This window comes from Nocardia salmonicida (assembly GCF_036142455.1).
Lineage (GTDB): Bacteria > Actinomycetota > Actinomycetes > Mycobacteriales > Mycobacteriaceae > Nocardia > Nocardia salmonicida.
Map to the genome: position 1 here is coordinate 3,592,718 of NZ_CP108014.1, position 15,845 is coordinate 3,608,562.

The window sequence follows — 15,845 nt, forward strand, 5'->3', positions numbered from 1 at the left end:
GATCAGCCGTTGACGCGGCCGAGGTAGCTGCCGTCGCGCGAGTCGATTTTCAGCTTGTCACCGGTGTTGATGAACAGCGGGACGGCCACCTCGGCGCCGGTTTCCAGGGTGGCGGGCTTGGTGCCGCCGGTGGAGCGGTCGCCCTGCAGACCGATATCGGTGTGCTGCACGACCAGCTCGATGGTGACGGGAAGCTCCACGAACAGCGGCGCCTCCTCGTGCACGGCGACCTGCACGCCCATGTTCTCCAGCAGGAAGCGGGCACCGTCACCGATGGTGGCCTCCGGGATGGAGATCTGGTCGTAGGTGTCACCGTCCATGAAGATGTAGTCGGTGCCGTCGTGGTACAGGTAGGTCATGTCGCGACGGTCGACGGTCGCGGTCTCGACCTTGACACCCGCGTTGAAGGTCTTGTCGACAACCTTTCCGGACACGACGTTCTTCAGCTTGGTCCGCACGAACGCGGGGCCTTTGCCCGGCTTCACGTGCTGGAATTCGATGATCTGCTGGAGCTGACCGTCGATCTTCAGCACAAGGCCGTTCTTGAAGTCGCTGGTGTCCGCCACTGTCCTCGGATCTCCTCGTTCGTAATACTGCGTACTGGGGGTTACTGCGTTCTGCGCGCCGATGTCACTCGACGACGATCAAGTCCTTGCTGGTGCGGGTGAGCAGTTCCGGGCCCGCTTCGCGCACCACGAGCGTGTCCTCGATCCGGACCCCGCCGCGGCCGGGAAGGTATACACCAGGTTCGACGGTCACCGCCACACCAGCCAGAAGTGTACCGGTACTCGTTTTCGCCACTCCGGGTGCTTCATGGATCTGCAGCCCTACCCCGTGACCGAGACCGTGCACGAACTGCGGGCCGTACCCCGCTTCTTCGATGATCGTGCGGGCCGCGGCGTCGACCTCGCTGGTCTGCGCTCCGGGGGTGAGCGCCTCGGTTCCCGCGCGCTGCGACCGGGCGACCAGTTCGTAGATGTCGCGCTGCCAGTCGGCGGGGGTGCCGAGGATCAGGGTGCGGGTCATGTCGGAGTGGTAGCCGTTGACCACCGCGCCGAAATCGAACTTCACGAAGTCGCCCGCGGCGAGGACCGCGCCGGTCGGGCGATGATGCGGGATCGCCGAATTGGCGCCGGCGGCGACGATCGTCTCGAAGGAGATCGCCTCGGCCCCGTGCTCGAACATCGCCCATTCGAGGTCGCGGGCAACCTGTCGTTCGGTACGGCCCGCACGCAGCAGGCCGCGCTCGAGCAGGGTGGCCAGGCCCGCGTCGGCGGCCGCGCACGCCGCGCTCAGTTGGTCCACCTCGTAGGGGTCCTTGACCATGCGCAACTGTTCGACCAGACCCGCGGTGGGAACGAGCTGCAATCCGGTGCGCAGTTCCTGGAACGCGGAGTGCTGATCGACGGTCACCACATGACTTTCGAAGCCGACCCGGCCCAACTGCCATTCCCCCGACAGTTCGAGGATGCGGCGCGCGGTGGCCCGGCAGATCTCGGCCTGTAGGTCGGGAACCTGTTCGGCGACCTGGGCGGAGTAGCGGCCGTCGGTGCCGATGACGGTGCGGTCCTCGGCACCGCGCATATCCCACGAGTGCACCAGGACAACGGCATTGGATCCGGTGAAGCCGGTCAGGTAGCGGATGTTGACCAGATCGGTCACCAGCAACGCGTCCACACCGTTTTCCACGAGCAGGCTCCGCAGGGCACCGCGCCGGGCCGCGTAATCGGGAGCCGTGTAGTCAGCACACATGGGTCAACGCTACCGCCCGACGGGCGACCTGTCGGCACGTGATGCTCCGTATTCCGTGTCGACGGGCGACTGGATACGGCTTTGTTCACATGCGCCGAAGTTGTCCACATTCTCAGGGAGGACCCGCTTTCGGCGGTCGCGGCGCCGCACGATCGATCCATGACCACTGCCGCGTTCTGTTGCCTCATCGCCTGGTGTCTGCTGCTGGGCGTCATCGATGTTCATGCCCGCCGTCTTCCCAACGCGCTGACCGGCGTCGGCGCGGCCGCCGTGTTCCTGTTCGCCGCGTCGACCGGGGAATTGGGGACCGCGGTGATCGGTGCCGCGCTGTTGACGATGCCGTACCTGGTTGCCCACCTACTCTCCCCTGCCGCCCTCGGGGCCGGTGATGTGAAGCTCGCGGTGGCGCTCGGGGCCGCCGCGGCGATCGCCGGGCCACCCGCCTGGGCGTGGGCCGCCGTGGCCGCACCGCTGATCACCGCCGCGGCCGCGGTGGTAATGCTCGGCGGCGATCGGCTGCGAGTGGTACTGGGACGTGATTCACGCGAGGTGCGTGCTGCGCCCTCTCGACGATTGGTTCCGCACGGACCGGCCATGTGCCTGGCCACGGTGACCGCGATGGTGTTGGCATGACCGGTGGTGCGACGCGCCGGGACAATCCCGCTGACGGCGTTGTGTCGGCGGCCCGGAGCAGGCCGGTTCGGCCGGATCAGGGCGGCGGCCGCCACCGCGCGGCCCGCCGCGGCGCCGACGTGCCGCTCGTCACGTCGGCCCGCATTCCCTCCCACACGTGTCGACATGGGAAGATGGTCGGCGTGTTGCGCTGGATAACTGCCGGAGAATCCCATGGTCCCGCTCTCGTCGCCCTCCTGGAAGGGATGGTCGCCGGAGTCGAGGTGACATCGGACGATGTCTCCGCACAGCTCGCCCGCCGCCGGCTCGGTTACGGGCGCGGCGCCCGGATGAAGTTCGAGGCCGACAAGGTCACCCTGGTCGGTGGCGTTCGCCACGGCCGCACCATGGGTGGTCCGATCGCGATCGAGATCGCCAACTCCGAGTGGCCCAAGTGGACCGAGGTGATGTCGGCCGATCCGATCGACGAGACCGAGCTCGCGGGAATGGCGCGCAACGCGCCGCTGACCCGCCCTCGCCCCGGCCACGCCGATTACTCCGGAATGCTCAAGTACGGCTTCGACGACGCCCGTCCGGTGCTCGAACGGGCCAGCGCCCGGGAGACCGCGGCCCGTGTCGCCGCCGGCACCCTCGCGCGCAACTTCCTGCGTCAGGCCTTCGGTGTCGAGGTCATCTCGCATGTGGTGTCGATCGGCGCCGCGGCCAACACCACCGGTGTCACGCCGGGTCCGACCGACCTCGACGCGATCGATGCCAGCCCCGTGCGCGCGTTCGACGCCGAGGCCGAGGCGGCCATGATCGCCGAGATCGAAGCGGCCAAGAAAGACGGCGACACCCTCGGTGGTGTCGTCGAGGTGATCGTGGACGGGCTGCCCATCGGGCTCGGCTCGTTCGTCAGCGGCGAGCAGCGCCTCGACTCGCGCCTGGCCGCCGCCCTCATGGGCATCCAGGCGATCAAGGGTGTCGAGGTGGGCGACGGGTTCGAGACCGCGCGCCGACGCGGCAGCCTGGCCCACGACGAGATGCGTCCCGGCCCCGACGGTGTGCTGCGCTCGACCAACCGTGCGGGTGGGCTCGAAGGCGGCATGACCAACGGCGAAGCACTGCGGGTGCGTGCCGCGATGAAGCCGATCTCGACCGTGCCGCGGGCGCTGTCGACGGTCGACATGTCCAGCGGTGAAGAAGCCGTCGCCATCCATCAGCGCTCCGATGTGTGCGCGGTGCCCGCGGCGGCCGTCGTCGCGGAATCGATGGTGGCACTGGTGCTGGCGCAGGCCGCGCTGGAGAAGTTCGGCGGCGACTCGCTGACCGAGACCGTCGACAACATCAACAGTTACGTCAAGCGGATCGGCAGCCGCCCACACGTGCCCGCGGACAGCCGTATCCCGTGACCGAGCAGGGTCAGGAGGGGACCGCGCCGAAGAGCGACGCGGGCCCCTCACCGGCGAGCGTCGAGCCCGGTGCTCCTGACACCGACGCCGATGACCGGATCGCACCATCGGCGCGGGTGGTGCTGGTCGGGCTGCCCGGCTCGGGGAAGTCGACGATCGGGCGCAAGCTGGCCAGGGAACTCGGGGTGGCGCTCTACGACACCGACGCGGGGATCGAGGACGATACCGGGCGCACCATTCCCGAGATCTTCGCCACCGACGGTGAGGTGGAGTTCCGCCGGATCGAAGAAGAGGTGGTGCGCCGCGCCGTGCTCTCCCACGACGGCGTGGTCTCCCTCGGTGGCGGATCGGTGCTGTCCGAGCGGACCAGGGACCTTTTGCGTGACGCGACGGTGGTCTACCTGGAAATCAGTGTGTCCGAAGGGGTTCGGCGCACCGGCGCCAGCAACACCCGCCCGCTGCTCAACGGAGTCGACCCGGCCGCCAAATACCGGGATCTGATGCGCGAGCGTCGTCCGCTCTACCGCCAGATCGCCACCGTGCGCGTGCGCACCGACGGGCGAAGCCCGGGTCGGGTGGTGCGGATGATCCTGGCCAAGCTCGGCCTGGAATCGGTACGCGCCGATCTCGACGCCGCGCGCTCGACCACCGGAAATGTCACCGCGGCTTCGGGTTCGGTCACCAGCAGACCCGGCGCCGGGAGCAACCGCTCCAAGAACCGGCGACGTGCCAGGGCACGCGCGGCCGCCGCGCGCCGAGGCGGCGCCGAGCAGTCGGGCGTGACGGCCACCGAGCGTCGTGGCGTCGCCGACGACCGGAACCGTCCGGCGCCGACACCATCGGCGGCCGATGGCGCCACGGTCGACGAGACCACCGGTGCGGCTCGCACCGCTGGTACGGCCCAGAACGAGTCGCGCACGGCGGGCAGTCGACGGTCCCGGCGTACCAGGTCGCGCCGAGGAGGCACCCGTATCCGGCCGGCGACCAGCGCTGCCGCCCGCGAGACGGACAACCCGTCAGGTGCGGCGTCCGAGAACTCGGAACGCCGTACGAGCAACGCTGAGAACCAGCCGGGCAACCGGGAGGCCGCCGGGGGTCGTGCGGGCAACCGCAATGCCCCGGGCAGTCGGGCGAGCGGACGCACTGCGGTCGCAGGCGCGAAGACGAGCAGTCGCGGCGTCGGCCGAGGCAGACGCACAGCCAGCCGCGACGCCGGCGCCCCGGGGCGGGTAGGTCACCGTGGTGGCGAGCCCGCGCAACCCTCGGGCTCGGCGACGTCGGACCCGACGAAGGAACCCCGGACCGGGGCGTCGCAGCAGGTTCAGCGGGCCGGGCAACCCGGTGAAGCGGATCGCGGCACCGGTACCAACGAACGCAGGCGACGCGGGCAACCGCGGCGGCGTAGCGGGCGACGTAATAACAATGACCAGAAAGAATCGGAGCAGCGCACGTGACAGAGCCGTCCATCATTGAGGTTCGCACCGCCGACCCGTACCCGGTGATCATCGGCCGGGGGCTGCTCGGCGATCTCGTCGCAGCGGTCAACGCGGGCAATGCCGTGCGGACCGTGGCGATCTTCCATCAGCCGCCGCTGGCCGAGACCGCCGAGGCGGTGCGTAAAGCACTGGCCGACACCGGGATCGACGCGCATCGCATCGAGATCCCCGACGCCGAGGACGGCAAGGAACTGGCCGTGGCCGGGTTCTGCTGGGAGGTGCTCGGCCGGATCGGGCTGACCCGCAACGACGCCATCGTGAGCCTCGGTGGCGGTGCCGCCACCGACCTGGCCGGCTTCGTCGCCGCCACCTGGATGCGCGGGGTGCGCATCGTGCACGTGCCGACCACGCTGCTGGCAATGGTCGACGCGGCGGTCGGCGGCAAGACCGGCATCAACACCGAGGCGGGCAAGAACCTCGTCGGCAGCTTCCACGAACCCAGCGCCGTGCTGGTCGACCTCGTGACGCTGGAAACGGTGCCGCGCAACGAGATCGTGGCGGGCATGGCCGAGATCATCAAGGCCGGTTTCATCGCCGATCCGGTGATCCTCGACCTCATCGAAGCCGACCCCGAGGCCGCCCTCGACCCCACCGGCGACGTGCTGCCCGAACTGATCCGCCGCGCCATCCAGGTCAAGGCCGATGTGGTCGCCGCCGACCTCAAGGAATCGAGCCTGCGCGAGATCCTGAACTACGGCCACACCCTCGGCCATGCCGTGGAACGCCGCGAGCGCTACCGCTGGCGTCACGGCGCCGCGGTCTCCGTCGGCCTGGTGTTCGCCGCCGAACTCGGCCGCCTGGCCGGGCGTCTCGACGACGCCACCGCCGACCGGCACCGCACCATCCTGGAAAGCGTCGGCCTGCCTGTCACCTACGACGGCGACGCGCTCCCCCACCTGATGGACGCCATGCAAACCGACAAGAAGACCCGTTCCGGGGTCCTGCGTTTCGTGGTCCTGGACGGTCTGGCCAAGCCCGGCCGCCTCGAAGGCCCCGACCCGTCTCTACTGGCCGCCGCTTACTCGGCCATCGCGCGCGACACCACCCCGGGCACGTCGCCGATCATGCTCTGAGATCCGAGTCGCCGAACCTGTACGCACCCAGTAGGAGTGCGTACAGGTTCGGCGCGGGTTCCGTTGCCGGAGAAAGCGATTCAGCTCGCGGTAGCGAACGCTGGTTCTGTTGCGGGGGTAGCGGATTCGCTCGAACGTCGCGACCGGATGTGACCGACGGCGACACCCACCATCGCGGGCAGGAAGATCAGCAGCAGGATGAACGATGCCGCGGAGGTCAGCTCGTAGAGCAGGCCGGCGTCGCCGAGTTCGATTCCGGGCACCTGATCGAGGACCCAGCACACTGCCGAGCTGGCCAGTCCCGCGCCGAAACCAGCGGCCAACCAGCGCACGGTGAGGCTGTCGGCACCCGCACGGGCGTCGCGCAAGCCCCAGACGACGACCACCGCGATGATCGCCACCAGGCAGAGCGCGCGCCAGAAGATGCCGTAGGTGGGCCAAGAGGCCATGGCGAGGCCGAGGAGGACGCGCAAAGCGACGACCAGCGCGCCGAGGACGGTGGCTCGTAACACCCAAGCGGTCATGGACAACACCTTAGCGAGATAAAACTAGAACCGGTATCAATTTCGCGGATCGGGCGACAATCTCTTCCGACAGCGCGGGCCTATTCGACGGCAGCGGCCATCGCGGCGCGCGGCGCGGGCTGTCCGGTGAACAGCTCGACCTGACCGTAAGCCTGATTCAGCAACATCTGCAGCCCGCTGACCACCGTGTGCCCGGCGGCCTCGACCGCCGTTGCCAGCGGGGTCGGCCACGGGTTGTAGATGGCGTCGAGCACCACCGGCGCCTCGGCTACGGCCGAGGCGATCACCGCGGCGGCCTCGGCGGGCACCGTACTGACCACCGCACCAGCCGACGCGCACGCCGCACGCACCTGCTCCGCGTCGAGCGGCACGACCGTGGCGGCCATCCCGAGTCGATCGGCCAATTCCAGCGCGCTACGCGCCCGTCCGGCATCGCGGGCGATCACCGTGACTGTCTTCGCCCCGAGTTCCGACAGCGCCAGCAATGCCGGCCTGGCTGTTCCACCGGCACCCAGCACGACGGCCTCGTCGAGCGAAAAGACACCGCCGCCGCGCAGCGCGCCGAGGACGCCGTCGACATCGGTGCAGTCCGCCCGCCATCCGCCCTCGGTGCGCACGAGAGTGTTGGCCGAGCCGACCAGCACCGCGCGTTCGGTGCGCTCGACGGCCACCGCCAGCGCCGCCTCCTTGCCGGGCATGGTCACCGACAACCCGACCCATTCCGGCCCGAGCCCGTCGACGAGGCCCGGCAACTGCTCGGCCGAGCACTCGATGCGTTCGTAGCTCCAGGGCAATCCGAGCGCGCGATAGGCCGCTAGATGCAGTTGTGGCGAACGTGAATGCTCGATCGGCTTGCCGAGCACCGCCGCCTTGCGCGCCTCAGCCACCGTAGGGCCGTGAGCTGTCGAGGATGCCGCTGCGCTGCGCCTGCGTGACCAGCCGCAGATGCTCCGAATAGGAGTCGGTGAACTTGGTCGTGCCCTGTTTGTCGACGGTGACGAAGTACAACCACGCACCCGGCTCCGGATTCTCCATGGCACGCAACGCGCCCACCGACGGCGCGGCGATCGGCGTCTTCGGCAGACCCTCCATCGCGTAGGTGTTCCAGGGCGTCTCCGCGGCCCGGTCGGCGTCGGTGGTGGCCACCTCGGTGGTGTCGAGCGCGTAGTTCACGGTGGAGTCGAACTGCAGCATCTGACCGACCCGCAGCCGGTTCACGATCACCCGTGCCACCTTGCCCATATCCTGGGGTTTCGCCTCCCGTTCGACCAGTGAGGCGGCGACGAGCGTTTCGTACGGCGACAGCTTCGTGTCGGCGCCCGACTGGAGCAGTCCGGTGGCCTCGTAGCTCTTCACGCTCGCGGTCACCATCTGCCGCAGGATCTGTTCCGGTGTCCCGCTCGGATCGAAATCCCAGGTCCCGGCGGCGATGAGGCCTTCCAGCTGCCTGGTTCTATCGGGGGTTTCCCTGACCGCTTGCATGGCCCATGCGGGCACGCCGAGTGCGTTCGGGTCCATACTCGCGCCCGCGGCGTCGAGTTGTTCGTAGGTGACGCACTTGCGCTCGGGGCCGACGCAGCTGGCCTCCGCGATCTTGCGGTAGATGCCGTCGTATCGACCACCGGTGGTCGCGTCGTGCTTGTCGTGCAGCAGCCGCCCCTCGGAGATCGTCACATTGCCCACCCGGGATTTCCCGCCGACCAACGCGGTGACAGCGTCGACGGCCGGGCTCTTCGCGCCGATCGCGTAGAAACCGGGCTGGACGCTGTTCATGGCCGAATTCCGTACGGCCGCTTCGTAGAAGGCTTCGGAGCTGGCGACCACGCCCTTGCCGTGCATCTCGTCGGCGATCTGCGTCGCGGTGTCACCGGAGTGCACCTGGACCACCACGGGCGCACCGGGCGGACCGGCGAAATCCTCGGCCGGGCTGAGGCTGCCCATCAGTTTGTATCCGGCGAAACCCGCCGCCGAGACGACCAGAACGACGAATACCGCGGCCACGGCCCATAAATTGCGACGGCGTCGCTTACGCTCAGCCGCCTTGCGTGAGGCGATCCGCGACCGCTTGCCGCGTCCCGACGGGCGAGCGCGGCCGCGTTCGGGCGCTGCCGCGCGAGCGGACTGCGCCGCGCGCTGCCCGACTCGGCGCGGCGGGGGCGCCGGTTCGGGCTCGGGCTCGGGTTCGGGCTCGTCGTAGATCTCGTCCTCGTAGCGCGGGATGACATCGGTGCCCGCTTCGTCGTCCCACCCGGCAGGTCCGGCCTGCTGCGGCTCGTCGTCGCGCGCCGCACGAGCGTCCAGACCCCAATCGTCGCGTCGGGGATAGCGCCGGTCAGCTTCCCGTGCTCGGTAGCGTTCCTCGGCCCTGGTCCATCGGTCGGTCATGCATCGTCTCCGACCCTCGCCGTATCTGCTGCGTCCTTCAACACCGAACTCCGCTCGTCCAACCATCCTTGCAGAATCGACACGGCTGCCGCCTGATCGATCATCTGCCGCTGGCCACGTGCGCGAACTCCACTGTCGCGCAGCGCACGTGCAGCAGACACCGTAGTCAAACGTTCGTCGGAAAGGCGTATCGGAATCGGGTCGATCACCCGGCGCAACTGCTTGGCAAACTTACGCGCGATGGCAGCCGCGGTGCCGTTTTCGCCGCGCAGGGTGCGTGGCAGGCCGATGACCACCTCCACCGCTTCGTATTCCCGCACAATGTCGGCAATTCTCGCGATGTCGGCGGGTGGACCGCCGGTGCGCCCACCGGACTTGGCGCGGGCGACGGTCTCGACGGGAGTGGCGAGGATGCCATCGGGGTCGCTCGAGGCGACACCGATGCGCACGCTACCGACGTCGATCGCGATCCGACGGCCCCGACCCGGGTCGGTGCCCGGGTCGGGGCGGTCGGCGGATTCCTCGCTGGACGAACCAGGGGTCGTCATCAGCCGGCGAGTTCGGCCACCCGGGCACGGACCGCGGTCAAACCGGTCGGGATACCCGACGGATCCGAGCCCGCGCCCTGTGCCATCTCCGGCTTGCCACCGCCACGCCCGGCGATGCTCGGTCCGAAGGCCGCGACCAGATCGCCCGACTTGAAGCCGAGATCCTGGGCCGCCTTGTTCACGGTCACCACGAACGGCGCCTTGCCCTCGACATTGCCGAGCAGCACCACGACAGCGGCCTCGCTGCCGAGCCGGCCACGGATATCGGTGGCCAGGGTGCGCAGGTCACCGGCCGACACGCCCTCGGGCGCCGCGGCGGCCACCAGACGCACCGCACCGACCCGCTCGGCCTGTTCGGCGAACGTGCCCGCCGAGGACAGCACCGCGGCGATCTTGGTGCGTTCCAGTTCCTTCTCGGCCACCTTGAGCCGCTCCACGAGCTGCTCCACGCGACCGGGCACCTCGTCGGAGGGCACCTTCAGCGAGGAGGCGACACCGGCCAGCAGCGCACGCTCCTTGGCCAGGTACTTGTAGGAGTCCAGGCCGACGAAGGCCTCGACGCGACGCACACCGGAGCCGACCGAGGACTCACCCAGCAGGGTGATCGGGCCGATCTGCGAGGAGTGCTCCACGTGGGTGCCACCGCACAGCTCCATGGAGAACGGACCGCCGATCTCCACGACGCGCACCTCGTCGCCGTAGTTCTCGCCGAACAGCGCCATCGCGCCCATTTCCTTGGCCTTGGGCAGATCGGTGACGAAGGTGTTCACCGGGAAGTCCGAGCCGACAGCGTCATTGGAGACGGCCTCGATATCGGCCTTCTGCTGCTCCGACAGCGCGCCCTGCCAGTTGAAGTCGAAACGCAGGTAGCCGGGCTTGTTCAGCGAACCCGCCTGCACGGCGTTGGGACCGAGGATCTGACGCAGGGCGGCGTGCACCATGTGCGTGCCGGAGTGACCCTGGGTGGCGCCGCGACGCCAGGCCGGATCCGCTTGGGCGAGAACGACATCGCCCTCGGTGATCTGACCCGCCTCGACAGTGGCCTTGTGGACCCAGACCTTCTTGGCGATCTTCTGCACATCGTTGACCTGGAGCTTCAGGCCCGAGGCGGTGATGGTGCCGCGGTCGGCGATCTGACCGCCGGACTCGGCGTACATCGGGCTGCGATCGAGGATGACCTCGATGTCCTGGCCGAGGGTGGCCACCGGGACCCGCACGCCGTCGGCGATCAGGGCCAGCACGTTGGCCTCGGAGGTCAGCTCGTCGAAACCGGTGAACTCGGTGGCGCCGCGGTCGACCAGTTCCTTGTAGACGGTGAGGTCGGCGTGGGCGTGCTTGCGGGCCTGCGCGTCGTCCTTGGCGCGCTTGCGCTGCTCGGCCATGAGCGAGCGGAAACCGTCCTCGTCGACGGAAAGGCCTGCCTCAGCGGCCATTTCGAGGGTGAGGTCGATCGGGAAGCCGTAGGTGTCGTGCAGGGCGAACGCGTCGGAACCGGTGATCTGCTTGCCGCCCTTGGACTTCACCGCGGTGGCGGCGTTGTCGAACAGGGTCTCGCCGGTGTTGAGGGTCTTGAGGAACGCCAGCTCCTCGCCGACCGACACGGTCTCGATCCGCGAGAAGTCGGTGCCCAGTTCAGGATAGGACGGCGACATCAGGTCGGTGACGACCTTGATCAGCTCGGCCATCACCGGCTTCTCGGCGCCGAGCAGGCGCGCCGAACGCACGATGCGGCGCAGCAGGCGGCGCAGCACGTAGCCGCGACCGTCGTTGCCGGGGTTCACGCCGTCGGCGATGAGCATCGCGGCGGTGCGGGCGTGGTCGGCGATCACGCGGAAGCGCACGTCGTCGGTGTGGTCGACGCCGTAGGAGCGGCCGGTGAGTTCCTCGGCCTTGTCGATGATCGGGCGCATCAGGTCGGTCTCGTAGACGTTGTCCACGCCCTGGAGCAGGAACGCGACGCGCTCGACGCCCATGCCGGTGTCGATGTTCTGCTTGGGCAGCGGGCCGAGGATCTCGAAGTTGTCCTTGGAGATGCCCGCACCGCGCTCGTTCTGCATGAACACGAGATTCCAGATCTCGATGTAGCGGTCCTCGTCGGCCTCGGGGCCGCCCTCGACACCGTATTCGGGGCCGCGGTCGTAGTAGATCTCCGAACACGGGCCACACGGGCCTGGGATGCCCATCGACCAGTAGTTGTCGGCCATGCCGCGGCGCTGGATGCGGTCGGCGGGCACGCCCATCTCGAGCCACATCCGCTCGGCCTCGTCGTCGTCGAGGTAGACGGTGACCCAGAGACGCTCGGGATCGAAGCCGTAGCCGCCGTTCTCGACGGTATCGGTGAGCAGCGTCCAGGCGAGGGTGATGGCCTGGCGCTTGAAGTAGTCGCCGAAGCTGAAATTGCCCGCCATCTGGAAGAACGTGTTGTGGCGAGTGGTGATGCCGACGTTCTCGATGTCGAGGGTGCGCACGCACTTCTGCACGCTGGTCGCGGTAGCCCACGGCGGGGTCTGCTGACCCAGGAAATACGGAACGAACTGGACCATGCCTGCGTTGACGAACAACAGGTTGGGGTCGGCCAGGATCAGCGAAGCACTGGGGACCTCGGTGTGTCCGGCACGGACGAAATGGTCCAGGAACCGTCGTCGAATCTCGTGGGTCTGCACAAATACCCAGACTACCGGTGCGGTGCGCGTGGTTTTTCATCGACCGGGGTGGTCCACGCCACGCAGGTAGGGCTATTTTCCGCGGATGATGCGGCGCAGCTTCTCCAGGCGCGGGGCGATCGTGCGTTCGTTGCCGTGGTCGGTGGGCAGGTAGTAGTCGGTGCCGACCAGTTCGTCGGGCGGATACTGCTGGGTGACGACGCCCTCGCGGTACTTGTGCGGGAACTTGTAGCCCTGAGCGTTGCCGAGCAGGGCGGCGCCCGCGTAGTGGCCGTCGCGCAGGTAGGGCGGCACCGCACCGGCCTTGCCGCGGGAGACATCGGCCATGGCCGTGCCGATGGCCGTGGTCACCGCGCCGGATTTGGGGGCGGTGGCGAGGTGAATCGTGGCCTGCGCCAGGGCGAGTTTGCACTCGGGCAGGCCGACCTGTTGGACGACCTGCGCCGCGGCGGTGGCGGTCTGCAGGGCCATCGGGTCGGCCATGCCGATGTCTTCGCTGGCGTGGATCATCAGTCGGCGCGCGATGAATCGAGGATCTTCGCCCGCGGCGAGCATGCGCGCAAGGTAGTGCACGGCGGCGTCGACATCGGAGCCGCGAATGGACTTGATGAAGGCGCTGATCACGTCGTAGTGCTGGTCGCCCGCCCGGTCGTAGCGGACGGCGGCCTTGTCGACGGTGGCCTCGACGGTCTCCAACTCGACGGCGCCGTCGGTCGCGGACTCCGCCGACGCCTCCAGGGCGGTGAGCGCGCGGCGGGCATCGCCACCCGCGATCCGGACGATGTGTTCGATCGCCTCGTCGCTGACGGTGTAGGCGTCGGCGAGACCGCGCGGGTCGGTGATCGCGCGGGCCAGGACCGCGCGGATGTCGTCGGGGGTGAGCGGTTGCAGTTGCAGGACGAGCGAGCGCGACAGCAGCGGAGAGACGACGGAGAACGAGGGGTTCTCGGTGGTCGCGCCGACCAGCAGCACGACCCGGTTCTCGACGGCGGCCAGCAACGCGTCCTGCTGGGTCTTGGAGAAGCGGTGGATCTCGTCGATGAACAGCACGGTCTGCTCGCCCGCGGCGAGTCGGCGTCGGGCGAGGTCGATCACCGCCCGTACCTCCTTGACCCCGGCCGAGAGCGCCGACAGCGCTTCGAACCGTCGACCGGTGGCCTGCGAGAGCAGCGAGGCCAAGGTGGTCTTGCCGGTACCGGGCGGGCCGTAGAGCAGCACCGACGCCGCACCCGACCCTTCGACGAGCCTGCGCAGCGGGGAGCCGGGACCCAGCAGATGCGCCTGACCGATCACCTCGTCCAGGTTCGCGGGGCGCATGCGGACGGCGAGCGGCGCGCCCGAGTCGCGACGGAACACCGCATCGGCGCCGGGTTCGGCGGACGCGTGTTCGCCGGGCACGTCGAAAAGGCTGTCGCTCACGGTGTGCAGGGTACCGAGGCCCTCGGACATGTTCTGCGAAGCTCACCCACCGCGCTCGACCTGCCCTGGAATCCGTCCAGAATCCGCCGCGAAGATGGACAGTTGACCAACAATGCTCGCGCGGACTTGCGCGGAACCGATCCGTGGGCTGTGATCGCTGATCGTGGTCGAAAACAACAGCGCCGTAGCGTCCCAGCCGGTCGGGTTCGCCCGCCGCACCTTGTTCGCCGGTTCGACGGCGGTGGCGGCGGTCGCGGTATTGGGCACCGTCGCGCCCGCGCAGGCCGCCGGCGGCGTCTTCCGGCACGGTGTGGCATCCGGTGATCCGCTGCCGGGCGCGGTCATCCTGTGGACCAGGGTCACCGTCGCCGAGGACGCCACCCCCGGTTCCGGCATCGGCGACGCGGCACCGGTGCGCTGGGAAATCTCCATCGATGCCGACTTCGGCGCGCTCGCCGCGTCCGGCACCGTCACCGCCTCCGCCGATACCGACCACACCGTCAAGGTCGACGCGACCGGCCTCACTCCCGGTCAGGACTACTTCTACCGCTTCATCTCCGGCGGCGAGACCTCCCCGGTCGGTCGCACCAGGACAGCGCCCGCACCGGACAGCGAGGTCGACCGTCTGCGCCTCGGCTTGGTCTCGTGCGCCAACTGGGAAGCGGGCTGGTTCGGCTCCTACCGGCACCTGGCCGCGCGCACCGATCTCGACGCGATCGTGCATCTCGGCGACTATATCTACGAGTACGGGCGCGGGAAGTACACCGGCCGCAACGGCGCGGTCCGCGCGCACGACCCGGCGAACGAGATCGTCACCCTCACCGACTACCGCACCCGCCACGGCCAGTACAAGACCGATCCCGATCTGATGGCCCTGCATGCCACGGTGCCGTTCATCTGCACCTGGGACGACCACGAGTCGGCCGACAACTCCTGGCGCGAGGGCGCGGAGAACCACGACCCGGCCACCGAAGGCCCGTGGGGTGATCGCAAGTCCGCGTCGGCCCGCGCCTACCTGGAGTGGATGCCGGTGCGCGCGACTCGCGCCGACGGCCAGGTGCAGATCTACCGCCGCTTGCGTTTCGGCACGCTGGCGGAGTTGTCGATGCTGGATCTGCGCAGCTACCGCGACGAGGAGGCCGGGCCGGGCGCGGGGTGGCGCCACGCCGACGACCCCTCCCGCACGATCACCGGCCGTGCCCAAATGGAGTGGCTCACCGCCGGGCTCGCCTCCTCGCCCACCCGCTGGAAGCTCATCGGCAACTCGGTGATGGTCGCGCCGCTGCTGTTCCCGCCGCTGGAGGCGGCCACGACCCAGGCGATCACCGAGGCGCTCGGCCTCCCGCAGGGCGGCATCACCGTCAACGGCGACCAGTGGGACGGCTACACCGCCGACCGCAACACCCTGTTCCGGACGATCGTCGACAACGGGGTGAGCGACGTCGTGTTCCTCACCGGTGACATCCACACCTCCTGGGCCGCCGACCTGCCGTTGAACGCCGCGAACTACCCGGGCGGGCCGACGGTCGGCGCGGAGTTCGTGATCCCGTCGGTCACCTCCTCCAGCGTCGGCGATCTGCTGAAGATGCCCGCCCGCACCGCGTCGGTACCGGCGGAAGAGGCCATCAAAGCGGCCAACCACCACCTGCGCTACACCGAACTCGACTCACACGGCTTCGGTGTGCTCGAGGTCACCGCGACGCAAACGCAGATGGACTGGTTCTATGTCGTCGACGTCACCGATCCCGCCACCGGCGTGCGGCACGGCGCGTCGTTCGCCGTCGCGACGGGCGGACGGGTCGAACCGCGGTCTACTCCGGTGCACTGAGCGGGGTTCGTCGCGACGCCGCGGAAATCGGCGCAGAATTCTTCGGACAGGGTTGTCGATTGTGCCCGCGCTCGCTCGTCGAGTGAGTACGGCCACCCGACGAGCGGGCAGCCCCCACCCGAAGGAGCACATC

At 69.0% G+C, this 15,845-nt stretch carries 12 protein-coding genes and 1 pseudogene; 5 read left to right on the plus strand and 8 right to left on the minus strand.

Annotated elements, in window-relative coordinates; translation table 11 throughout:
* Positions 1-2: 2 nt before the first annotated feature.
* Together efp and OHS03_RS17070 are read right to left on the minus strand one after the other, a co-directional pair.
* Entirely contained in the window at positions 3-566 is a 564-nt protein-coding gene (gene efp / locus OHS03_RS17065) for an elongation factor P (protein ID WP_056810621.1), read from the minus strand.
* A 64-nt stretch (positions 567-630) separates the two neighbouring features.
* A complete protein-coding gene (locus OHS03_RS17070; RefSeq protein WP_328663926.1) occupies positions 631-1,752 on the minus strand; it encodes a M24 family metallopeptidase in 1,122 nt (373 codons plus the stop codon).
* Between the two features lie 159 nt (positions 1,753-1,911).
* On the opposite strand from OHS03_RS17070, the gene OHS03_RS17075 reads away from it, so the two are divergent.
* The 4 genes and pseudogenes from OHS03_RS17075 to aroB all read left to right on the plus strand — a co-directional run bounded on the left by OHS03_RS17075 (position 1,912) and on the right by aroB (position 6,345).
* Entirely contained in the window at positions 1,912-2,385 is a 474-nt protein-coding gene (locus tag OHS03_RS17075) for a prepilin peptidase (protein ID WP_328663928.1), read from the plus strand.
* Positions 2,386-2,567: 182 nt separating this feature from the next.
* On the plus strand, positions 2,568-3,776 hold the full coding sequence (gene aroC / locus OHS03_RS17080; protein WP_056815419.1) for a chorismate synthase: 1,209 nt from the start codon (positions 2,568-2,570) through the stop codon (positions 3,774-3,776).
* Positions 3,777-3,874: 98 nt separating this feature from the next.
* Positions 3,875-4,384 (plus strand): annotated as a pseudogene (locus tag OHS03_RS17085) (shikimate kinase); the annotation flags it as partial.
* 842 nt (positions 4,385-5,226) lie between these two features.
* A complete protein-coding gene (aroB, locus tag OHS03_RS17090; protein WP_056810633.1) occupies positions 5,227-6,345 on the plus strand; it encodes a 3-dehydroquinate synthase in 1,119 nt (372 codons plus the stop codon).
* 80 nt (positions 6,346-6,425) lie between these two features.
* On the opposite strand, the gene OHS03_RS17095 is transcribed toward aroB, so the two are convergent.
* From OHS03_RS17095 to OHS03_RS17120, 6 genes are all read right to left on the minus strand, one after another.
* The gene (locus OHS03_RS17095; RefSeq protein WP_328663930.1) at positions 6,426-6,869 is read right to left on the minus strand and encodes a B-4DMT family transporter; all 444 of its coding nucleotides are present in this window, start codon (positions 6,867-6,869) and stop codon (positions 6,426-6,428) included.
* A gap of 80 nt (positions 6,870-6,949) precedes the next feature.
* Positions 6,950-7,756, minus strand: a complete 807-nt coding sequence (locus OHS03_RS17100) for a shikimate dehydrogenase (RefSeq protein WP_328663932.1) — start codon at positions 7,754-7,756, stop codon at positions 6,950-6,952.
* A complete protein-coding gene (gene mltG, locus OHS03_RS17105) occupies positions 7,749-9,254 on the minus strand; it encodes an endolytic transglycosylase MltG (protein WP_328663934.1) in 1,506 nt (501 codons plus the stop codon). Before mltG ends, OHS03_RS17100 begins: the two co-directional genes overlap by 8 nt.
* Complete coding sequence (ruvX, locus tag OHS03_RS17110) at positions 9,251-9,802, minus strand: Holliday junction resolvase RuvX (RefSeq protein WP_056810643.1); 552 nt, start codon at positions 9,800-9,802, stop codon at positions 9,251-9,253. The genes mltG and ruvX overlap by 4 nt, the downstream gene beginning before the upstream one ends.
* Positions 9,802-12,465, minus strand: a complete 2,664-nt coding sequence (alaS, locus tag OHS03_RS17115; protein ID WP_062982992.1) for an alanine--tRNA ligase — start codon at positions 12,463-12,465, stop codon at positions 9,802-9,804. Before alaS ends, ruvX begins: the two co-directional genes overlap by 1 nt.
* A gap of 72 nt (positions 12,466-12,537) precedes the next feature.
* Entirely contained in the window at positions 12,538-13,914 is a 1,377-nt protein-coding gene (locus tag OHS03_RS17120) for a replication-associated recombination protein A (protein WP_084466194.1), read from the minus strand.
* Between the two features lie 133 nt (positions 13,915-14,047).
* On the opposite strand from OHS03_RS17120, the gene OHS03_RS17125 reads away from it, so the two are divergent.
* Positions 14,048-15,712, plus strand: a complete 1,665-nt coding sequence (locus OHS03_RS17125) for an alkaline phosphatase D family protein (RefSeq protein WP_407942493.1) — start codon at positions 14,048-14,050, stop codon at positions 15,710-15,712.
* Positions 15,713-15,845: the final 133 nt, after the last annotated feature.